This is a genomic window from Terrabacter sp. NPDC080008 (genome assembly GCF_040702505.1).
Lineage (GTDB): Bacteria > Actinomycetota > Actinomycetes > Actinomycetales > Dermatophilaceae > Terrabacter.
The window spans coordinates 96362-115850 of sequence record NZ_JBFBLC010000002.1 but is presented as its reverse complement, the minus strand read 5'-3'; the positions used below and the strand labels follow the sequence as shown (position 1 = coordinate 115850).

Genomic DNA, 19489 nt, shown 5'->3' with positions numbered 1-19489 from the left:
CACGGCCAACTGCACGTGAACGCACGCAGAAACTCCGAAGAGCACCTCACGAATGCGCGGCGCTCCACGCGCGGTGTGCCGCGTTCACCGCGTCCCAGAGCTGCTCTCGGTAGCCGGGCGGGACGGCATCGAACCGAAGGTCGAAGACGTCGGCCAGCACGTCGAACCACTCCGTCTTGCGGGTGATCGGCTGGTGGGTGAACGCACCGGCACCGACACGGGACAGCACCAGCCCGCGGATGACGTCTGCGCCGTCGACGTCACGCCGCTCGGCCATCGGCACCCGGACGAACCCGGACTCGGGCGACGTGGACAGCCACTGGTGCTGGGCCGTGAAGTCGGACAGCACGGCTTCACCGCTCGTCCAGGTCATGCTCCGGAAGCCGCCGGCCGGGTCGTGCGTCAAGGTCCAGGCCACGTCACCGTCATCACGGTCCCCCGTGTCGGCCTTCTCGAGGGTCAGGTGGAACGGCGCCTGGTAGTACGCGCCCGGTGCGAGCGGGAGCGGTTCGTAGAGCGCGTCCCCGAGGCCTTGGTCGACGTACCAGCATCCCGATGGGTTCTCGCCGGTCGGGAGGCCGGTGACGGTGAGGACCAGGTGGTTGCCGCGCGCCCTTGGGTCAGGCCCCGCGCCGGAATCCGGCTCCGGGTCGCCGGCCTGGACGCCGCCGACGTGCCCGTGCACGGCGTAGCCAAGGGAGCGCAGCAAGAGCCCGAGGGCGCCGTTGAGGTGGTAGCAGTACCCGCCTCGACCGCCGAGTGCGATGCGCTCAGCAGCCTCGCCCGGGTCGGTGGACCATCGCTCGCCGGCGGGTATCCACAGCGTCTCGTACGGCACACGCTCCGCGTGGCGCTGCACGAGAGCCTGCAAAGCGTCGGCCGAAGGCGGCTCGGGGCCGACCCCCAACCGCGCGAGGTAGGCCGCACGGACCGCAGGGCCGAGTTGCCCAGGAGACTCGAACACGTTCCACCCCCAGCTGTCCGGATCAGGCCCCCCAGCCCGGACGCGGCCATCCTCCTCCGTCGCAGGTCACTCGTACAGTCCACCCAAGACGCGATGACCGGTCAGGCATCTTGAGCCCGCCGTCCGGGCCTGCTCAAAGCGCCTTCGGCTGCAGGGCGCTCTCGAGAGAATGGGCACACGGTGACGAAGACGCCGCGTTGTGCGCCGGCCGTGTGGAAGGTGCCGGCAGGCGCCGCTCTTCCCAGGAGTGGTCATGGCAACCACGACACCTCGAGATCCTTATCGCAAGGCCTCGGCCAATGCCGCGAGGGCCGGGTCGCGCTCAGCCGGTGACGTGCGCGTCCGCCGGCGAGTGGCCCACCCGAGGGCACCCTCGCCCCAGTCCCACACGGGCCCACATGCACTGGCGGCGAAGCCGAGCGCAACTGACGGAAGTGCGCACGACGCCACCCGGCAGGCTCCCGCCCTGCATCGAGTCCTGACCCTCACCGACGCGGTGGTCGCCATTGCGATGACCCTGCTGGTGCTGCCCCTGGTCGATGTCGCCGGACAGGTGGGCACCGGCACCATCGGCGCCTACGTGGCCAACCACGGCAACCTGTTCCTGTCCTTCGCCATCAGCTTCGTGGTCATCTACGTCTTCTGGGCTGCGCACAGCGTCGCGTTCCGCCGGCTCGAGGACACCCACACCGAGGCCCCGGCCCTGCATCTGCTGAACCTGGGCTGGCTGCTCCTGATCGCCTTCCTGCCCTTCCCCACCGCCGTCGTTGGGCGAGAGCTGACCACTACCTCGGCGCCTGTCTACATCGGCACCATGACCGTGCTGTCCGCGCTCACAGCCGGCATCATCACGGTGACCGACCGCGTCATCGGACCACCGCGGCGGACCGCCTGGGCTTGGCTGACGACTGCGATCTTCGGGCTGTGTGCTCTCCTCAGCCTGGTCAGTGCCGACCTCGGAATGCTCGCACTGCTGTCCGTCGCAGTCGTCCGCGTCGTCGAGCGGAGACTGCTCCCTCGTGACCCGGCCCGGCGCGGCGACCGGCCACCGGCTTCCTGAGCATCCGCTCAGCCACCTTCCCCGGGGCGACGGAGGCCGGCCGCCGGGGCGTCACCGGGCGGCGACCTGCCGGACACGTGCGCGTGCGTCACTGGATGCGTGAGGCCCCAGACGCTTGCCAGCGCAGGGAACCCTGCGCGGAGCCGTATGAGGGCAGCCCGGCTGAGTCAGGAGATCCGATCATGATCGCAACGGCCGTACACGCAGCAGAGGTTCCCGGCGCTGTGTTCACCCTGGAGCACGTCGACCACGCCACCTTGACCGTGGACCGGTTGCCCCGCTCCTCCAACCTGCTCGAGTGCGCCACGTGCGGGATCTCCCGGGGGCGACACCCTGCTCGCCACGGCTCCTGTGCGTCGTTCACCCGCCCCCGGCTGCCCGACGGCTACCGCTACCTCGACGAGGTGGAGGAGGGCACGCCCATCCGAGCGTTCGGCCAGCCCGGCTCAGACGTCGAGGTCGTCAGCGCCATCGAGCCCCTTGACGCCGGCCGGCCCATGCTGCGCGTCGTCACCCACACGCTGACGCGTCCGTGGACGACGTCCGTGACTCGTTACGTCAGTGCGGACGGCATCGTCGCCGTCTGAGTCCCACTTACAGCGCAGTACGTGCTCGTCCGCCTTACCCGCCCGCCATCGCCGCCCGCCATCAGCGCCCGCGGTCACGAGACCTGGGGTGCGCTTTCTGGTTCCCGCTCCGTAGACGCGTGTTCACGGAGAGTTCGATCCCCCGAAAAGCTCGGAAGCTAGCGTGACAGCCGATCGCCTTCTCGGCGATTCCCGTGGGGTGCACAGACTCAATGCATCGTGAGGCGAGCTATGGGTTCGGGTCCGGGGCGGCCGGCATTACGAGTAGGAAGGCACCTCACCCCTGCCGACGGCGCCTGCCTGATGGAGCTCGTCGCCATGGCCGCCGGTGAGCGATGGGGAGACCGCCCGTCGTGTACGCACCCTCTGTTGGGCCACGTGGCCAGGCGGGTCAACGACGCCATCTCGGACGACGGCCGGGGCGCACTGACGTCGTTCATCCCGGCACTGGTCGGAGCCCGCGCCGACGGGGCCTGGGCGTATGCCGCGATTGCCGCCGCCTGCACCGGCACCGCACTCGAGCGGTGTCCGTCTGTGTGGCTCCGGGTGCTGGATGCCGCCGCGAGGCGGCGGGCAGATGCCGGTGACTCTCGACGCCGCTGGCTGTACGTCAACGGCACGGCATACCGAAGCGTTGACCTCGCCGTGTTCGGCGTCTCCGGGCTCAAGCAGCCGGAAGCGGACGAAGCACTCAGATCCATGCTCCAGCAGGCCATTCTGGCCGTCTCGGCCGATCGTCCCTCGGCGCTGGACAGCCGTCGGAACCTCGACCCGCTGGAATCCGTTCAGTGACGCGGTGAGGACCCCATGTGGTCCCGTCAGCTGTCGATGGGCTCACTGGAGACTGGGGTGTCTTTGGGAAGGACGTCACCCTCGCGCAGCGCGAAGGCGAGACGATCGCGTGCCGCATGCTCCACGAGCACCGGGACGAAGTCGCGGACCGGTCCGACCAGTTCCGAGTGCGCCAACCTCACCGCGGCCGCGATCACATCGGGATGCAGGTCAGGAAAGCGCTTCTCGAGGCGGGCCTGCACCTCTGCCAGCGCTTTCCGTTCCGCGGCGCTGTCCATAGACCAATGCTCCGGCACCGCCGAGGGGGCCGCAACCTTCTCTCGGGAGTGAACCTCGAGGGCTCAGCGACCGCCCGGCCACGCCGTCGACGCCGAGCTCGTGGCGTCCGCACCGAGAACCCGGACGGGCCGCCCGAGCGCCGGACACGCCACGCGTACGACGCCGTCCGCGTGGTGGCGAACTCAGTCAAGCGCTGGCAGCCGCCTCCATGGCGCGCTCCACCGCGCTCGGGAATCGCGTCTCGAAGTCCAGCACAGCAACCCAGTCGGACTTGACGAAGATCCGCATCATGTTCGACGTGATCGCCCGCAGGTTGGCCAGCCACGCCTTCGCGGCCTCCTCCCCCATGGTGCGCAGGCACATGGCCTCGTACTCAGGCGCCACGCCCTCGACCGTGTCGACGCGGATGGAACCGCGTATCTGGAGAACCTTGTAGGGCATCTCGTCCGTGTCGATCGACACGGCGACCCGGGCGCCGTCGTGCAGGGCCTTCACCTTCGGCGAGTCGGGCGGCGTGCCGAAGACGATCTCGGTCCCGTTCCAGTGGAATCCGATGGGGACCACCCGGGGCGTCCCATCCGTCCACTGGTAGGCAAGGCGTGCGGGTCCCGGGGACTGGAGCAGCCGTTGTGCGACCTCGTCATTCAGGAGGGCGAGGCTTCCTTGGTGCGTGGTCATGACGACCACTCCTCTCGGTCGGCACGGACGCCTGTTCCCTTCAGGGTCCTACTCAGCAGTGATCGTTGCGAGCGAATCGGCAAAGGAGCCAGGGCCAGAGGGGCGGGTCTGGATGCAGCCGTGACGGGCCGGACAGCTCGCTCAGCTCGACGGCATACGTGCGTGCCGCTCGTAGTGCCGCGTCGAGGCCGGGACTGCCTGTCATGCCTTCGAGCGGTGATGGGGGAAGCTGCTCCCGAGCCGTGACCGTGGGTGGGTCGAAGGGCATGTCCGGCATCATGAGCGGCATGAGGCCCTGGGCGGACCAGGGCACGGCCGGTGAGGACGCCACATCACTTGAGCCCGAATCTCGCCATCTGACGGAGAGTGTCCATGCGGCGAGCCCGCCACGCCGTCCGAGACCGCGCCCGCCGGCGGCGGTTCACGGAAGGGCGGCGCTTCACCCGGGAATCAACGTGGTGTGAGGACGACGAACGGCAGGCCCTCGCACCGGGCGGCACTCCAGTCCGGGTGGTCCAGCGCCTTCGCCTCCAGCCAGGCTTCGATCGGGAGGTCGCGGATCAGGTCACCCGTGACCCATGTCGGATCGGACGACGTGACGACACGACCGGCGGCGTTCACGAGGACGCAGGTTCGGTCGACCGTCGCCATCACGTCGAGCAAGCGCTCCTCTAGCCAGGCAACCAGGACGTCCACGCCGACAACCCCGGCGAACGACCCAGCGACGAAAAGGGGACAGGTGAAGGTGAGGGTGTACTGGTCGGTGCAGAGGTAGTCGACGTAGGGCCCCGTGACGTGCCGACTTCCAGTTTCGAACGGCTTTGCATACCAAGGCAGCTCGGTGTAATCACGAAACCCAACCGCGCGGGGGTCGGTCTCGGCGGCGAGCTTGGTGACGGCGTGCGCCCCCTCCCTGGACTCCACGGTCCACCACTCGAGCCAGTAGGGAGCGTCAGACAGGACGCCCGGAGCGAAGACGGCGCCGGCGCCGGCGACCGGGGTCTGCGGATCAGCGAGCAGTTCGTGACACCGTTGCTCGATGCAGAGGTCGGCGCGTCTCGGGGAGGTGAGCGACAGCGGGGCCTCGAGCAGGACCGCGATGTCGTCGAGCTGGTCGAAGGCCCAGCGTCCGAAGCCCGAGACCCACTGGGCAACGTCCTCGGCATCCTTCGTGGTCTTCATGCGGGTCACCTGGTCCTTCGCGATCGGGTATCGCGGTGCAGGGCCTTCACCGCGTCGAACAGCGCGCTGACATGATCCTCCGCCCGGAACCGGGCTGCCCGGGCGTCACCGAGAGCGACCGCCTCCACGATGGTGTCGTGACCCCGGCGGCTGTCGGCCACGGCCCCGGCCCCGGCCAGCCAGAGCACCGGCCCGATCTCGCGCTGCAGCACCATCTCCTCGCGTGTCAGGCGAGCCGACTGCGCCGTCGCGGCGAGCTCGAGGTGGAAGGTGCCCTCCTGCCGGGCTGCGCCGCTCGGCTCCTCGGCTTCGGCGCTCACGGCCGCCAGGCGACGCAGCCGCTCGACGTCCTCGGGGTCTGCCCGGTCCGCCGCGAGGGCGGCGCAGTGACCGCTGATGGCGCAGTAGTGGTCGACGAGGTCTCGCAGCTCCCCCAGTCCCATGTGGGACAGACGGGCCAGGAGCGCCGCCCGGCCGCCGTCCCGGGGTGCCTTGACGAACGACCCGCCGCCGCGACCGCGTCGCGTGACGATGAGGTCGTCGTCGCGCAGGGCGCTCAGCGCCTCGCGGACGGTCACGGTGGCGACGCCGAACCGGTCAGCCAGGTCGCTCTCGGGCGGCAGCATGCTGCCGTCCGGCAGCAGACCTAGCGCGATCGCCTCTCCCAGGCGGCGGCGTACGGCGTCGGCGCGCCCCTCCGCGGGCAGCGGGGCGAAGACGGCGGCATAGGGCCCCAGCGGTATCGACCGGTCTGCCATCGCCCTCCTAATCAGTTCGGCCTCACCTCTTGCGCTCCAAACATATGGACCCATACCTTTTCCGTCCAGAGGCAAAGAAGCTGACCCCGAAGGAGCCCGAATGTCCGCCAGCACGGCGCCCGGCACGCCGGCCATCCGGCTCAGCGCACTGCGCAAGGAGTTCTCCGGGACGCCGCCCGTGGTCGCCGTGGACGACGTCGACCTCGACATCCGTCCTGGCGAGTTCTTCTCGATGCTTGGGCCGTCGGGCTCCGGCAAGACCACGGTGCTGCGGATGATCGCCGGTTTCGAGCAGCCGACGGCCGGTCGCATCGAGCTCTCCGGCGAGGACGTCACACGGCGTCAGCCCTACGACCGGGACGTCAACACCGTCTTCCAGGACTACGCCCTCTTTCCCCACATGAGCGTCGCCGAGAACGTCGAGTATGGCCTGCTCGTCAAGAAGGTCTCTCGCGCGGAGCGGCGAAGCCGGGTGGCCGAGGCCCTGGACCAGGTCCGCCTCGCCGACCACGGCAACCGGCGCCCGTCGCAGCTCTCCGGCGGTCAACGCCAGCGCGTTGCGCTCGCGCGCGCCCTCGTCAACCGCCCTACCGTGCTGCTCCTCGACGAGCCGCTGGGCGCCCTTGACCTGAAGTTGCGTGAGCAGATGCAGGTCGAGCTGAAGGGCATCCAGCGCGACGTCGGCATCACGTTCCTCTTCGTCACGCACGACCAGGAGGAAGCGCTCACCCTGTCCGACCGGATAGCCGTGTTCAACGCCGGTCGGATCGAGCAGGTGGGCACGGCCCGCGAGGTCTACGAGATGCCTGCCTCCGCCTTCGTCGCCAGTTTCGTCGGCACGTCGAATCTGCTGACGGGCGAAGCAGCCCGCGCCGTGAACCGGCGTGACGGCTCCTTCGCCATCCGCCCCGAGAAGCTCGCAGTCGTGCCGGCCGGCACACCGGCCGCCGACGGTCTCATGAGCGCCGAGGGGACCCTCCAGGAAGTCGTCTACGGCGGCTCCGTCACACGCTACGTCGTGGTCCTCGACGCCGGGGGCAAGCTCACCGCTCTCGAGCAGAACACCGGCACGCGGGCCGACTCCGCGACCTTGCAGCGAGGGGAGCGCGTCGCACTCCACTGGCGGCAGCAGCACGTCATCGACGTTCCCGGGGCGCCCACGCCGGAGTCCACGCCACTCGCGGCACCACCACAGCAATCACTAATCAGATGAAGGAGATCCGCGTGCGCACGTCAAAGAAGTCCCTGCGCGGGACCGTAGGGGTCGTCGCGGCAGTGGCCGTCCTCGCGCTGGCCGGATGCAGCAGCTCCACCTCCGGCTCGCCGGGCGCCAGCGGAGCGCCCGGCGGGATGCAGGTGCCGAACCTCAAGGCCCTCAACAAGCTCGGCACCCCCGAAGGTGAGGTCAACGTCCTCGCCTGGCCCGGTTATGTCGAGAACGGCAGCAACGACCCTAAGGTCGACTGGGTCACCGACTTCGAGAAGTCCTCCGGGTGCAAGGTCAACGTCAAGACGTTCGGCACGTCCGACGAGGCCGTCCAGCTCATGCGCACCGGTCAGTACGACACCGTGTCCGCCTCGGGAGACGCGACCTTGCGTCTGATCGCCGCAGGCGACGTCGAGCCCGTCAACACCTCGCTCATCCCCAACTACGCCGACATCTTCGACTCGCTCAAGATGAAGCCCTGGAACTCGGTGACGGCGTCGCCTACGGCATCCCCCACGGGCGAGGCGCCAACCTGCTGATGTACCGCACCGACCTCGTCAAGCCCGCGCCCGACTCGTGGGGAGCCGTCTTCGACCAGGCCGGCGCGCAGAAGGGCAAGGTCACGGCATACGACTCACCCATCTACATCGCCGACGCCGCGCTCTATCTCATGACGGCCAAGCCCGAGCTCGGCATCAAGGACCCCTACGCCCTCGACGACAAGCAGCTCGCCGCTGCCGTCGATCTGCTCAAGGCCCAGAAGGCGAACGTCAGCGAGTACTGGTCCGACTACCTCAAGGAGGTCCAGGCCTTCAAGAACGGCTCGACGACGATCGGCACGACCTGGCAGGTCATCGCGAACGTCACGCAGGGCGAGAAGGCCAAGGTCGAGGCGATCCTGCCCAAGGAGGGCGCGACCGGCTGGTCCGACACCTGGATGGTCAGCGCGAAGTCGAAGCACAAGACCTGCGCCTACGAGTTCATCAACCACATCGTCTCCCCCAAGGCCAACGCTCAGATCGCCGAGTACTTCGGTGAGGCGCCGGCGAACAAGAAGGCGTGCGCCGAGACCGCAGACCCCAACCACTGCAAGGTCTTCCACGCCGAGGACGAGGCGTACTTCGCCAAGGTGCACTACTGGACGACGCCCATCAGCGCCTGCCTCGACGGCCGCACCGACGTCAAGTGCACCGACTATGCAGCGTGGACCAAGGCCTGGACCGAGATCCGCAACAGCTGAGGCCCGCGGCGCCCCAGCGCTGACCACGGGCCACGGCTGACCCACGACCAGCGACGACCAGCCACGACCGGCCGGTAACCGCCCGACCGGCACGACCGGTCACGAACGACCAACCGCACCGAGGAGGCGACGATGAGACGACGCAGCGGGCTAGCAGCCCTTCTGGGCCCACCCCTGCTGTGGCTCGTCGTCGCCTACCTCGGTGCGCTGGCCGTGATCTTCGCGACGGCGTTCTGGACGACGGACCCGTTCACGAACCTCGTCGTGCGCACGTTCACGCTCGACAACTTTCGCGGGCTCGGCAACTCCACGTATGCCGGCATCGTCGGGCGCACCCTGCTCATCGCGGTGCTCGTGACCGTGCTCTGTGTCGTCATTGCGGTGCCCTTCGCGTTCTTCATGGCGCGGGTCGCGCCGCGCCGGCTCCGCGGCCTCCTGCTCGCAGGCATCCTCGTGCCCCTCTGGGCGAGCTACCTCGTCAAGGCGTACGCGTGGCGCACGATGGTGCAGCCGGGAGGAGTCCTGGCCAGCACGTTCGGGGCCACACCTGGCTACGGCCTCGCCGCGGTCGTGCTGACGCTGACCTACCTGTGGTTTCCCTACATGGTGCTGCCGGTCTACGCCGCGTTCGAGCGCCTTCCAGAGAGCCACCTCGAAGCGAGTGCCGACCTCGGCGGCCGGTCTTTCACGACCTTCCGACGCGTCGTCGTGCCGTCGCTGCTGCCGGCCATCGCCGCCGGGTCGGTCTTCACCTTCTCGCTGTCGCTCGGGGACTACATCGCCGTGCAGATCGTCGGCGGCAAGCTCCAGGTCCTCGGCACCGCGGTTCTCCAGAACATCACCCTGGACCTGCCCTTCGCCGCGGCGCTCGGCACGGCCTCGGTCGTGATCATGGTGCTCTACCTGCTCGCCGTGCGTCGCACGGGCGCGCTCGACAACCTGTGAACGCACATCGTACGGAAGAGATGATGAGGAGGCGGCGATGAGGCTCGGGCGCGGCTCGAAGGTGGCCCTGACGGCGTTCGCGACGGCCGTGCTCGTCGTCGTCTACGTGCCGTTGCTCGTGGTGACGCTGAACTCGTTCAACAGCGACAGGACGTTCGGCTGGCCACCGCCGGGCCTGACGACCCAGTGGTGGCGAGCCGCTCTGCAGGCTCAGGGCCCCCGTGACGCGCTGCTGACGTCGGTGCAGGCCGGGCTCGGCGCGACGGCGATCGCCCTCGTGCTGGGGACGCTGCTCGGCCTGGCTCTGAGCCGATACGACTTCTTCGGCAGGCACGCCGTCTCGATCCTCGTCGTCCTGCCGATCGCGCTGCCGGGCATCGTCACGGGCATCGCGTTGCAGTCGGTCATCCAGAACGTGCTGACCCCGGTCTTTGGCATCGGCGCCGGACTCTTCACGATCATCGTGGGCCACGCGACGTTCTGCATCGTCATCGTCTTCAACAACGTCACGGCGCGACTGCGGCGCCTGGGCGGCTCTCTCGAGCAGGCGTCGGCGGATCTCGGCGCGCGACCGTGGACGACGTTCCGACGGGTCACCCTCCCGCTGCTGCGATCGAGCCTGCTCGCCGGCGCGCTCCTCGCCTTCGCGCTCAGCTTCGACGAGATCGTCGTGACGACCTTCACCGCTGGGCCGGAGAGCCAGACGCTGCCCATCTGGATCTTCAACAACCTCTTCCGCCCCAACCAGGCCCCCGTCGTCAATGTCGTGGCCGTCGTGCTGATCGTGCTCTCGATCATCCCGGTCTGGCTGGCGCAACGGCTGGGCGGTGCTGACGCGGCCGAGAGCCGTCTCTAGCCCAACCGCAATCAGCGCACGGAGCCGCCGCGCACCGGTGGGATGGCCGGATGTACCCCAGATCAGACGCCGAGTAGTGGATGAGTCTGCCGATCCACCTGGCAACCCTCACGACCGGGAGCCTGTCGGCGTGGTCGGGCCAAGTCCGGCAGCAGGCTGCCGGACTTCGAGCTGTTTGCATCCCTGTGCACGGGTGACGATGCGGTCGCCCAATGGAGCCTGGGGCTGCAGGGTGTCGCCCGCAGTCACACCGTCGGTGCCCACGCCGGCGCAAATCTCGTCGGTGCCGATGGTGCGGGCCATCACTTGGTCCACCACCACTCGCGTGGGTGATTCGGTTGCAGTGATGCGAAACTGGCTTGTGCAGTAGCCGGACTCACGCCAGGGAAAGACGACCGTGATGATTCGCTGATCGACGCTCTTCTCGGGGGCGACAACGTACAGCGGAGTGATCGGCGTGGAGTACGCCTCGATGGTCTTGTGCTGCGCCAGCCAGCTCGCGACCGCCATCACCGCGACGAGCAGCACGATGCGCATTGGCGAGGTGGACGAGAGGGACAGCTCCTGGGAGGACCACATCCCTGTACTTCGGGTCTACATCTCCCGTAGCGCCTGATCGGTGCCCCCGACCCGTGGTGAAGCGTCCGATTGCCTCGCCTGGGACTCCGCCCTGGCCATCACCGACGTGCGCGCCGCGGCCCCCAGCATTTGAGGAGCGTCAAGCCTCCGCCACGAGCGTCGAGAGGTAGTCCAAAAGGGGGCCCTCCCTGCAGTCCGGGACTTTCGCCCCGCGACCACGCGAATTGAGGGGTGCAGGCTGGCTTCATGGACACCGAGGCACTCCGTCCGTCTGCCGACGAGTTGCTGCACTCGCTCGGACACGCCGTGATCGCCACGGACACGCAGGGGACGGTGCTGTTCTGGAACGGCGCCGCCGAGCAGCTGTACGGCTGGCCCTCTGCGGAGGCCGTTGGACGTGACATCACCGAGGTGACGGTGCCCGAGCTCTCACGGCAGGCCGCGGAAGAGATCATGACTGCTCTGCGGGAAGGCCGGTCCTGGTCCGGCGGATTCCCGGTTAGCAACCGGAGCGGCCAGGTGCTGCACGCGCTGGTCACCGACAGCGGGGTGTACCGCGATGGCCAGCTGATCGGCATCGTCGGCGTCTCCCTCAACCTGGGCGACGCCGTCCGGCACCTGATGGAGCGCTCCAGCGACGCCGCAGTCCTGATCGACGAGCACCTCGTGGTCAACTACGCCAGCCCAGCGGTCGGCAACCTCTTCGGCTGGCCGATCGAGGAGGTCGTCGGCACACCCATCACCGACCGCATCCATCCCGAGGACCAGCAAGCCTTCGAGTCGCTGCTCGCCACCGACCCGCCCCGGGCCGAGCGGGTGGGTGAGTTCCGGGTCCGCACCGACGGTGCCTGGTCTTGGGTGGAGATAGCCGCGACCGACCTCTACACCCAGCCCGGGCCGCAGGCTCAGGTCTGCAACATCCGGCACAGCCAGCGCCTCGCCCGCCTCGAGGAGCGCGAGCGCATCCTGGAGGCCGTCCACTCCGAGGTGCTCCAAGACCTGTTCGCCGCAGCGCTCGAGATCGACCGCGCGCTGGCGCACGCCACACCCTTGAGCGTGGCCCGGATCCATGCCGCTCGCGACGCTGTGGACCGAGCCATGGAATGTCTCCGCGACGTCCTCAAGTCGTAGTGGCTAGTGCTTGACCCGTCAAAGCGCGGGTCACCTGGGCCGGCGGGTCGGGTGCCTCGACGACAGGTTCCGCTAGGAACTCGACGGCCATCCCCGCTCGGGCCGCCTCTCCCAGCTTCTCGTAAGCGACCGCGGCTCCATTCAGTGGATGAGTCGGCCGATACGCCGGGGATTGCCACCGGCCGATCGGCGTGTGCTGCCGTTGGTGCCCCAGGCCCTCACCCCGCCCCAGCTCATGGCTGACTAGTGCCTCGTGCTGGTGGCCTGATGATGGATGTCGTTATGCCGCAAAGGTGCTCGTGGCCTCCTTCCACGCGGTAGCGCCGTGGGCGGCGATCACCGGGTCCGATGCCCGTTGCCGGGTGACGACGGCGTACAGCTGGCGCAGGATCGCGCCCGCGACGGCGGTCTGGGCTTGGGTCGGGGTGAGCCGGTTGTGTTCCCGGCTGGTCAGGTGGCGGTAGCGAGCGGCGTACACCCGGTTGGTCTGCAGGCATCCCCACACCGCCCGCCATGCGGCGACCCGCAGCTGCGGCCGGCCGGCGCGGGTGACCCGCGCTTTGCCGGTGAACGTGCCGGACTTACGTTTCCGCGGTGCGAGGCCGGCGTGCTTGACGACGGCCCGGGCGGAGGTGAACCGGGTCAGGTCGCCGGTCTGGGCGAGGATCGCCGCAGCCCCGACCGGCGACAGCCCGTCGATGCTGGTCGCTAGCGCGGTCAGGTCGAGCTCGTCGAGCACGGACACCATTCGCGCCTCGACGTCCGTGAGCTTGGATCGGGCCTCGTCCCAGTCAGCAAGGGTCCACTCGATCCGCTCGAACACCGCCGGCCGGTGCGCCAGCCCGGCCAACACGAGGACGAGGACGACGACTGACGAGGCGATTGACGACGACTCGCGACGAGTACTGCGGGCGGCGAGGACTGAGCATCCCTCACGTCCCGGAACCGTCGAGCTCGGAGCGATCGCTGGGCGCCGTGGAGGCCGAATGGCTGAGCTCGCCCGCCGGCGGGTGGCACGCCTCGACTCCGGACATCGTCTGGCCATAGCCGGTCCCTGGCGTGACGGTGGTTGCCTGTCTGACCCGGCGAGTCGGTAGCGGCACGGCGGCACCTTCTGCTCGGGACGGACAGTGACGATGCATGGACCCCCGGTCGGGTGGGTCCATGCATCGTCACGCCACCAGGAACTTCTCGTTCCATGGCGGCCCTGTCAGCCGCTACTGCTTCTTCTCGAGTGCGCTGATGGTGGCCTGCAGGTGGGTCAGGGCCGACAGGCTGGCGGCCTTGGTCGGCGGGGCGGCTCGCAGGGCGGTCAGGGCGTCGTCGATCGCGGAGTCCATGGTGTGCCAGTCATCCGGTGAGGCCGGTTTCATCGCGGCTTCCCCGTTGTCCCAGGCCACCTCGAGGTCCTTGACGCGCGCGGTCGCCGCGGCGAGGTCGCCCTTCCGCGTCTTGGCCGTGACGTCGTCGACGATGACGGCGAACGGGCGCAGGTCACCGATCGGCGAAGTGGCGTCCACCTCGAGGGGCTTGACGTGGGCCGCCTCTCCCTGTCCGGCGGTCGCGGTCGGGACGGCCACCGCGGGAGTGGGTGCCGGTGCCAGTACGACGGCGGCGGCCACCACCGCGACGGCCCCGGCGGCTGCCCAGGCGTAGTCGCGGTGCGGGGCGACTGCCGGCGCCTCGCCCTTGGCGCGGATGCCGTGGCGGGTGGCGTTGACCTGCTCTCGGGCCACGAGCGCGACGATGACGGCCAGGAAGATGAGGCTGGTCAGGCTCGCCCCGAGACCGAGGCCGCCGAAGGAACGGTCCTGGGTGAGCAGGTCACCCAGGGAGGCGCCGAGTGGGCGGGTCAGCACGTAGGCGATCCAGAACGCGAGCACGCCGTTCAGGCCCAGGCGTCGGGCGGCCCAGACGGCGAGGATGAGGCCGCCGAAGATGAGGGCACCGTTGCGGAACCCGAGCGAGAGCGCCTCGGTGGCCAGGTCACCGCCGGCGGTACCCAGCGCGAAGGTCGTCAGGATCGCGCCCCAGTAGTACCGCTCCCGGCGCGGGGTGTCGATGGCCGTGATGGCCAGGGTGCGCTCCTGGCGCCACCACACCGTGAACACCACGGCGAGCACGACGGTGAACACGGCGGTGCTGACGTAGAGGCTGACGCCGAGGGTGTCGGTGCAGAAGTCGGTGATCTGCGTGCCGACGATGCTCACGAGCACGACGGTGAGCCAGTACAGCCATGGGATGAGCCGCCGGGCCCGCAGCTGGGCGACGAGCGCGATCGCGAGCAAGGTCATCATCGCGCCGTCCGTGACCGCGGTGCCCAAGCCGACCTGCACCGCCAGGTAGTCGGCGAACGTCTCCCCGATCGTTGTGGAGAGGATCTTGATGAGCCAGAACGTCGCCGTGATGGCCGGCACCTTGTTGAGCATCGGCGCACTCGCAACAAGGCGCGGGGTTCGCTCGACCGAGGCAGTGGTCGTGTCAGACATGGGTGTCCCTCATGAGTCGTCGGACGGTCGACGCAGAGGCTTCACGACCACACTGAGGCCGCCCTGAGAAAAGGGGCAAAGCGGGCTCCGTGACGTAGGCGCCTGCCCCGTCGTTGATGGCCGCCGAGGTTCGGCGACTCGTGCCGTCGGTGGGCGGAACAGCACGAGGTGTCGGTCGGACGTGGTGCGGTTGTTCGACCACTCCTTCGGTCCTGCCGCATTTGCCTGCTGACCCCGGCCGACGGCGTCCTGTTCATCGCCATGCTTGCCGCGCCCCTCCTGTTCCTACTCGGGCTCGCCGCCGTCGCGCTCATCGCACGGCCGCGCCGCCGCCGGCAGAGGCTGTGCTTTGAGGACGTCCGTCCGGCCGCCCCGCCGACGCGGACGGGCGACTGATCGCCGCTCCAGGTGGAGAACAGCAAGGCCACCGACCCAGAGCCCGTTTATCGCTCATGCCGCCGAGCGGTCGTGCCGATGACGGGACAATAGGGTCCCGTCGCGTGCCAAACGGTCGCAGTGTCTGACGAGCTGATTCCCGAGACGCTGACGCTCGACCAAGCATTCCGCGCCGCATTCTTCATGGGGGACCAGTACCTGTCGCTAGAGCGGCAGCCTGACTCGGGGTTGCTGCTCTTCCACCAGTACCTGCAATCCGACCCCGCCCCCAGCACCAACGGAAGCCCCCTGAGCGGCTGCGGTAGCCAGCGGGCCGGCGACTCGCCGCGCGTCCGGGTGGCCACGGGACGGTCCCCGGGTGGCTCTCAGCCGAACCGAACGAGGTGCTCGCGGTTTTATGGAACGCCGGCATCGGCCTTGGCTCGATCGTCCGCACGCCTGTCACGGCGCCGCACCTGCCGCCCCAGGTTCCGCTCGCCGCCACCCTTGACCTGCCCGGGCGTGCCCCGGAGATGCTGGCCCGGATGCGAGACGGTCAGTCGCCGCCACCCTTGACCTGCCCGGGCGCGCCCCGGAGATGCTGGCCCGGATGCGAGACGGTCAGTCGCCGCCACCCTTGACCTGCCCGGGCGCCGGAGATGCTGGCCCGGATGCGAGGCGGTCAGTTCGACGAGCTGCTGGCCCTTCACGCCCGGTCCTGACGGCTTCAGGCGTCCTCGTGCGATTCGGTGAACATGGTCGCGGGCGCCTGAGACGATCGCTGGGCGATGACGCGTGGTGCGTGACACCGCAGGGGAGGTGGTGAAGACCGCTGGCCACGGCAGACGCGGTGACGTGGGAGCGCCCTGCCCGTGGCTACGTCGGGCATTGGCTGGGGACCTGCTGGAGGGCAGTGGCATGGCGGGATGGGATCGAGAGCCGTGGTGGCGGTGGCTGGATCTTGCGCTTCCCCTGCTGCTGTTGGCTGGGTTCGTCACCGTCGACTCGCTCCTGCCGCCGAGCGTCATCCTCGCCACCGGCTTTTCCATCGCGGGTCTCGTGGCGGCCGCCATCTCCACGGTGCCGCGCACCGCCTTCGTGGCTGCGCTGGCCGTTGTCTGCGCGGGCGTCTCGGGTCTGTGGAACCACAACATCGGTTCGCCCGCCTGGTGGGTGCGCCTTGGCCTGACCACCGGATTCGGGGTAATGGCCGTGATCCTGGCGCGGGTGCGCGTCGGACGTGAAGAGGCGTTGAAGGCGATGACGGCGATCGCCGAGGCCAGCCAGCGCATCTTGCTCCGAGCGTTGCCGTCCTCGGTCCGATCGCTGAGGTTGGCGTCGCGTTATGTGTCGGCCACCAGGGAGGCGTTGGTCGGCGGAGATCTCTACGAGGTCATCGACACACCCGCCGGGGTCCGTGCGATCGTCGGCGACGTGCGGGGAAAGGGATTGGACGCCGTCCAGCTGGCCTTCACCGTGCTGGGGGCGTTTCGACACGCGGCAGTGCGCCAGGAGTCGCTGGAGAATCTCGCCGGCGAGCTGGACAAGGTGGTGAGCGCGGTCGCTGGCGACGAGGACTTCGTGACCGCGATGCTGGTGGAGTTTCATGACGACGGCACCGCCACGGTCGTCAACTGCGGACACTGCGCACCGATCCTGCTGCTCGACGACTCGACGACTCGGGAGCTCAGCCCCACGGACACGCAGCCTCCGTTGGGCCTTGGACCTCGCCCGCATGCCGAGACGGTGCAGGTTCCGGTCGGTGCACGAGTACTCCTGTTCACCGACGGACTCATCGAGGCACGCGACGCCCACGGAGCGTTCTTCCCGTTCGACGCCTATGTCGATCAGCTGCGGCAGGGCAGCCTCGACGAGGCGCTGGACCGCCTACTGACCCGGGTGCGGAACCATACAGACGGTCGGCTGGCCGACGACATGGCTCTGGTGCTGGTCGAGCAGGTCGGCGCACGCGCGTGTGAGCCCGGCTCAAACAGTTCCACTCATTCCGGGCTGGTCCACACCGGCGACGAGCCTGCCCGGTGATGTCGACTACCTCGGTTGGCAAGGACCGGTGGACTGAGGGGGTTCGTCAGCGAACCGGTAGACGGAGACTGACCACAGCGACGTGACCACCTGACGAGAGCGAGGGCGAGTCGATGCTCGCGATCATCCGGGAGCACAACCGGCTCAACGGGTTCATCTTCTCGATCGCGGAGTTCTGCCTCATCGCTGCGCTCCTGCTTCCCTTTGTCGTCTACTACTGGGCCCACCAGCGGTGGTGGGAGGCGGTGATGGCGACCGGCATCGTCCTGAACTGCGTGACCATCAGCCTCACCGCTGTACGCCAACGCGCGCGAGGCGAGCATCAGGTCGGCCTCCGGGCGATGCGTCGGCCGGACCTGCGTCGCCAGGTCGCCCGAGAGCACCCGTCACTGGCCCGCCACACGCTGACCCTCACCCTGTCGGTTCTGGTCCCGTTTCTCGCGAGCGCGTGGGCGCTGGCCGACGTCGCACGCGCCCTCTGACAACCTCTGAGCCCGGAGGCGTCGTTGCCTACGGCTCCGCTCACAACCGCGAGGTCCGGTGGATAGTGAGCGGCCGCTCCCTCGCCCCTGCCGCTGGGGCGACGCTACGCTCGTCCGACTTTGGCTCCCTTCTGTGTCAAGAGGCCTGGTGCAGCGGGGTCGTACGCTTGGTGTTGGCGGGTCCGGGAAGTGACTTGTCCGAAGAGCCGGTCACGGGCTGTGAGCCGGTCGCGCTGGAGTCAGAGCCGTTGCCCGGGTGTCCTCCCGGGCCCGTCACTGCGTGCCGGCTCAGGTCATCGAGCAGGGCCCGATAGACGATGTCGGACAGACGACGTTTGAGGCAGCGCATCGCCTCGTTCGGGGCCTTGCCGGTGGCGACCTTCCGGTCGTAGTAGGCCCGCCCCTCGGTGGTCCGGGTGCGCAGCTGGACGGTGGCCATGATGTGCAGCACCCGGTTGATCTTGCGGTTCCCGCCGCGGGACAGCCGGTGGCGTACGTTGTCGCCGGAGGAGGCGTCGATCGGGGCGGTGCCGGTCCAGGACGCGAACTGGGCCCGGTCCGGGAAGCGGGTGATGTCGCCGACCTCGGCCAGCAGCCGTGCCGCCCCGGAGGGGCCGATGCCGTGCAGGGTCAGCAGTGCGGTGTCGACCTCGGCCAGCAGCGTCAGCAGCTCTTTGTTCGCGGCCTTCTTGCGGGCATAGATCCGCTCGAGGTCGACGACGAGCTTCATCGCGACGCGTTTGCGGGTCTTGCCGGCCACGTCCCGTGGGCGTACCGACGCGAGCAGGCGGCGGGCTTGGGCGGCGGACAGGTCGCGCTTGGCGCCGCCCGGAATCAGTTCCAGCACAAGGGCATGCAGCTGGTTGACCTTGTAGGTGTGTTCCTCGCCGATGGCTCGGCGGCGGTCGACCAGGATCCGCAGCACCTCCCGCTGGGTGTCGCGGACCACCGGCCGCAGCCCGGTCATCCGGGTCCCGACGAGCGCGACCGAGTGCGCGTCGGTGGCGTCGGTCTTGCGGCCCTGACCGGTCGCGAACACCCGCGCCCGAGCCGACAGCTTCGGCGGGACGTCGACGACGTGCTCGCCGGCGGCGATGAGCCGGTTCGCGACGTGTCGCCCGATCCCGTTGCAGCCCTCCACGGCCCACGTCCACTCCGGCCAGGCCTGGACCTGCGCGAGCATCGCGGCGAATCCCTCGACGTCGGTGGTGTACCGGCCGCCACCGAGCACGGTCTCATCGGCCGCCATGACCTCGATCGTGACGCTGCGCTTGTGCGGGTCCATGCCGATCACGACCGGACCTTCCTCGACGGTCATCCCGCTCTCCCTTCACCTCGGACCAGCTAGTTGGTCGAGCGCGGAGGGCACCGCTACTTCCGGCAGCGCATTCCCTTCTTCAGCCCCTCCGGCCCTGCGGTGCCCGAGCCGGCGCATGCCAAATGAGAGTCACGACCCAAAGGAAGGACAGCCGCTGATGAGAGCGACCAGCCGGGCACCTGAACCGAGCCTGCGCAGACACCGGTCCTACCGTCAATGAAACAAGTAGCCGCGGAGCGCGCGTCGACCGTGTTTGCAATCAGGTCAGTCGGATGAGCTTGATCCCGAGCTCCTGCCCAGGGTTGTGCAGATCCACCAGGTGGATGTGCTGATCGGGCTGTAGCTCGTTCCTCAGTTCGTGGACGCTGACACCTGGTAGGAAGTCTTGCTCGGTCACGGCAAACGCTTCGGATTCCCGCGCCACACCGTCCACCACCGTGGACGGAACGTCCACTCCTGCCGCCGAGCGGTCCTGCCGACGTCCGGTTTCGGTTCACCCGATCGCCTCATATGACAGGGCGGCC

At 68.9% G+C, this 19489-nt stretch carries 21 protein-coding genes; 11 read left to right on the top strand and 10 right to left on the bottom strand.

Annotated elements, in window-relative coordinates:
• Nucleotides 1-46: 46 nt before the first annotated feature.
• Complete coding sequence (locus AB0316_RS06415; protein WP_366271506.1) at nucleotides 47-964, bottom strand: arylamine N-acetyltransferase; 918 nt, start codon at nucleotides 962-964, stop codon at nucleotides 47-49.
• 253 nt (nucleotides 965-1217) lie between these two features.
• Here AB0316_RS06415 and AB0316_RS06410 point away from each other — a divergent pair, with 253 nt between their 5' ends.
• The 3 genes from AB0316_RS06410 (at nucleotide 1218) to AB0316_RS06400 (ending at nucleotide 3403) form a co-directional block, all read left to right on the top strand.
• On the top strand, nucleotides 1218-2024 hold the full coding sequence (locus AB0316_RS06410) for a TMEM175 family protein (RefSeq protein WP_366271504.1): 807 nt from the start codon (nucleotides 1218-1220) through the stop codon (nucleotides 2022-2024).
• A 182-nt stretch (nucleotides 2025-2206) separates the two neighbouring features.
• Nucleotides 2207-2611, top strand: coding sequence for a hypothetical protein (locus AB0316_RS06405; RefSeq protein WP_366271502.1), 405 nt, complete (start codon nucleotides 2207-2209; stop codon nucleotides 2609-2611).
• Between the two features lie 378 nt (nucleotides 2612-2989).
• Nucleotides 2990-3403, top strand: a complete 414-nt coding sequence (locus AB0316_RS06400) for a hypothetical protein (protein ID WP_366271500.1) — start codon at nucleotides 2990-2992, stop codon at nucleotides 3401-3403.
• A gap of 26 nt (nucleotides 3404-3429) precedes the next feature.
• On the opposite strand, the gene AB0316_RS06395 is transcribed toward AB0316_RS06400, so the two are convergent.
• The 4 genes from AB0316_RS06395 to AB0316_RS06380 all read right to left on the bottom strand — a co-directional run bounded on the left by AB0316_RS06395 (nucleotide 3430) and on the right by AB0316_RS06380 (nucleotide 6300).
• A complete protein-coding gene (locus tag AB0316_RS06395; protein WP_366271498.1) occupies nucleotides 3430-3681 on the bottom strand; it encodes a three-helix bundle dimerization domain-containing protein in 252 nt (83 codons plus the stop codon).
• 187 nt (nucleotides 3682-3868) lie between these two features.
• The gene (locus AB0316_RS06390; protein WP_366271496.1) at nucleotides 3869-4360 is read right to left on the bottom strand and encodes a pyridoxamine 5'-phosphate oxidase family protein; all 492 of its coding nucleotides are present in this window, start codon (nucleotides 4358-4360) and stop codon (nucleotides 3869-3871) included.
• Between the two features lie 450 nt (nucleotides 4361-4810).
• Nucleotides 4811-5542: a cache domain-containing protein gene (locus AB0316_RS06385; protein ID WP_366271494.1), complete on the bottom strand. Its 732-nt coding sequence runs from the start codon at nucleotides 5540-5542 to the stop codon at nucleotides 4811-4813.
• 5 nt (nucleotides 5543-5547) lie between these two features.
• The gene (locus AB0316_RS06380; RefSeq protein ID WP_366271492.1) at nucleotides 5548-6300 is read right to left on the bottom strand and encodes a GntR family transcriptional regulator; all 753 of its coding nucleotides are present in this window, start codon (nucleotides 6298-6300) and stop codon (nucleotides 5548-5550) included.
• 100 nt (nucleotides 6301-6400) lie between these two features.
• Here AB0316_RS06380 and AB0316_RS06375 point away from each other — a divergent pair, with 100 nt between their 5' ends.
• The 5 genes from AB0316_RS06375 to AB0316_RS06355 all read left to right on the top strand — a co-directional run bounded on the left by AB0316_RS06375 (nucleotide 6401) and on the right by AB0316_RS06355 (nucleotide 10548).
• Nucleotides 6401-7513 (top strand): ABC transporter ATP-binding protein, encoded by a 1113-nt coding sequence (locus tag AB0316_RS06375; protein WP_366271490.1) that lies wholly within the window; start codon nucleotides 6401-6403, stop codon nucleotides 7511-7513.
• Nucleotides 7514-7524: 11 nt separating this feature from the next.
• Nucleotides 7525-8046, top strand: coding sequence for a hypothetical protein (locus AB0316_RS06370; protein ID WP_366271488.1), 522 nt, complete (start codon nucleotides 7525-7527; stop codon nucleotides 8044-8046).
• The gene (locus tag AB0316_RS06365) at nucleotides 8046-8747 is read left to right on the top strand and encodes an extracellular solute-binding protein (protein WP_366271486.1); all 702 of its coding nucleotides are present in this window, start codon (nucleotides 8046-8048) and stop codon (nucleotides 8745-8747) included. Before AB0316_RS06370 ends, AB0316_RS06365 begins: the two co-directional genes overlap by 1 nt.
• A 132-nt stretch (nucleotides 8748-8879) precedes the next feature.
• Complete coding sequence (locus AB0316_RS06360; RefSeq protein WP_366271484.1) at nucleotides 8880-9692, top strand: ABC transporter permease; 813 nt, start codon at nucleotides 8880-8882, stop codon at nucleotides 9690-9692.
• Between the two features lie 37 nt (nucleotides 9693-9729).
• Nucleotides 9730-10548, top strand: a complete 819-nt coding sequence (locus tag AB0316_RS06355) for an ABC transporter permease (protein ID WP_366271483.1) — start codon at nucleotides 9730-9732, stop codon at nucleotides 10546-10548.
• 108 nt (nucleotides 10549-10656) lie between these two features.
• Here the strand turns inward: AB0316_RS06355 and AB0316_RS06350 are convergent, their stop codons facing one another.
• Complete coding sequence (locus AB0316_RS06350; protein WP_366271481.1) at nucleotides 10657-11085, bottom strand: hypothetical protein; 429 nt, start codon at nucleotides 11083-11085, stop codon at nucleotides 10657-10659.
• Nucleotides 11086-11373: 288 nt separating this feature from the next.
• On the opposite strand from AB0316_RS06350, the gene AB0316_RS06345 reads away from it, so the two are divergent.
• The gene (locus tag AB0316_RS06345; protein WP_366271479.1) at nucleotides 11374-12258 is read left to right on the top strand and encodes a PAS domain S-box protein; all 885 of its coding nucleotides are present in this window, start codon (nucleotides 11374-11376) and stop codon (nucleotides 12256-12258) included.
• A gap of 280 nt (nucleotides 12259-12538) precedes the next feature.
• Here AB0316_RS06345 and AB0316_RS06340 read toward each other — a convergent pair whose 3' ends face one another.
• Nucleotides 12539-13108, bottom strand: coding sequence for an IS110 family transposase (locus AB0316_RS06340; protein WP_366271478.1), 570 nt, complete (start codon nucleotides 13106-13108; stop codon nucleotides 12539-12541).
• 367 nt (nucleotides 13109-13475) lie between these two features.
• On the bottom strand, nucleotides 13476-14747 hold the full coding sequence (locus AB0316_RS06335; protein WP_366271476.1) for a hypothetical protein: 1272 nt from the start codon (nucleotides 14745-14747) through the stop codon (nucleotides 13476-13478).
• A gap of 1293 nt (nucleotides 14748-16040) precedes the next feature.
• Between AB0316_RS06335 and AB0316_RS06330 the strand changes: the two genes are divergently transcribed.
• A complete protein-coding gene (locus AB0316_RS06330; protein ID WP_366271475.1) occupies nucleotides 16041-17165 on the top strand; it encodes a PP2C family protein-serine/threonine phosphatase in 1125 nt (374 codons plus the stop codon).
• Nucleotides 17166-17278: 113 nt separating this feature from the next.
• Entirely contained in the window at nucleotides 17279-17647 is a 369-nt protein-coding gene (locus AB0316_RS06325; protein ID WP_366271474.1) for a hypothetical protein, read from the top strand.
• Between the two features lie 136 nt (nucleotides 17648-17783).
• Here AB0316_RS06325 and AB0316_RS06320 read toward each other — a convergent pair whose 3' ends face one another.
• A complete protein-coding gene (locus AB0316_RS06320) occupies nucleotides 17784-18965 on the bottom strand; it encodes an IS110 family transposase (protein WP_366271471.1) in 1182 nt (393 codons plus the stop codon).
• 259 nt (nucleotides 18966-19224) lie between these two features.
• Nucleotides 19225-19419: a hypothetical protein gene (locus tag AB0316_RS06315; RefSeq protein WP_366271470.1), complete on the bottom strand. Its 195-nt coding sequence runs from the start codon at nucleotides 19417-19419 to the stop codon at nucleotides 19225-19227.
• Nucleotides 19420-19489: the final 70 nt, after the last annotated feature.

What these genes read in the sequence shown, in the direction of transcription:
- AB0316_RS06375 (WP_366271490.1), top strand. Translation starts at nt 6,401, where the DNA reads ATGTCCGCCAGCACGGCGCCCGGCACGCCGGCCATCCGGCTCAGCGCA.
- AB0316_RS06355 (WP_366271483.1), top strand. Translation starts at nt 9,730, where the DNA reads ATGAGGCTCGGGCGCGGCTCGAAGGTGGCCCTGACGGCGTTCGCGACG.
- AB0316_RS06390 (WP_366271496.1), bottom strand. Translation starts at nt 4,360, where the DNA reads ATGACCACGCACCAAGGAAGCCTCGCCCTCCTGAATGACGAGGTCGCA.
- AB0316_RS06350 (WP_366271481.1), bottom strand. Translation starts at nt 11,085, where the DNA reads ATGCGCATCGTGCTGCTCGTCGCGGTGATGGCGGTCGCGAGCTGGCTG.
- AB0316_RS06335 (WP_366271476.1), bottom strand. Translation starts at nt 14,747, where the DNA reads ATGTCTGACACGACCACTGCCTCGGTCGAGCGAACCCCGCGCCTTGTT.
- AB0316_RS06395 (WP_366271498.1), bottom strand. Translation starts at nt 3,681, where the DNA reads ATGGACAGCGCCGCGGAACGGAAAGCGCTGGCAGAGGTGCAGGCCCGC.
- AB0316_RS06345 (WP_366271479.1), top strand. Translation starts at nt 11,374, where the DNA reads ATGGACACCGAGGCACTCCGTCCGTCTGCCGACGAGTTGCTGCACTCG.
- AB0316_RS06330 (WP_366271475.1), top strand. Translation starts at nt 16,041, where the DNA reads ATGGCGGGATGGGATCGAGAGCCGTGGTGGCGGTGGCTGGATCTTGCG.
- AB0316_RS06325 (WP_366271474.1), top strand. Translation starts at nt 17,279, where the DNA reads ATGCTCGCGATCATCCGGGAGCACAACCGGCTCAACGGGTTCATCTTC.
- AB0316_RS06410 (WP_366271504.1), top strand. Translation starts at nt 1,218, where the DNA reads ATGGCAACCACGACACCTCGAGATCCTTATCGCAAGGCCTCGGCCAAT.
- AB0316_RS06385 (WP_366271494.1), bottom strand. Translation starts at nt 5,542, where the DNA reads ATGAAGACCACGAAGGATGCCGAGGACGTTGCCCAGTGGGTCTCGGGC.
- AB0316_RS06360 (WP_366271484.1), top strand. Translation starts at nt 8,880, where the DNA reads ATGAGACGACGCAGCGGGCTAGCAGCCCTTCTGGGCCCACCCCTGCTG.
- AB0316_RS06380 (WP_366271492.1), bottom strand. Translation starts at nt 6,300, where the DNA reads ATGGCAGACCGGTCGATACCGCTGGGGCCCTATGCCGCCGTCTTCGCC.
- AB0316_RS06365 (WP_366271486.1), top strand. Translation starts at nt 8,046, where the DNA reads ATGTACCGCACCGACCTCGTCAAGCCCGCGCCCGACTCGTGGGGAGCC.
- AB0316_RS06320 (WP_366271471.1), bottom strand. Translation starts at nt 18,965, where the DNA reads ATGACCGTCGAGGAAGGTCCGGTCGTGATCGGCATGGACCCGCACAAG.
- AB0316_RS06405 (WP_366271502.1), top strand. Translation starts at nt 2,207, where the DNA reads ATGATCGCAACGGCCGTACACGCAGCAGAGGTTCCCGGCGCTGTGTTC.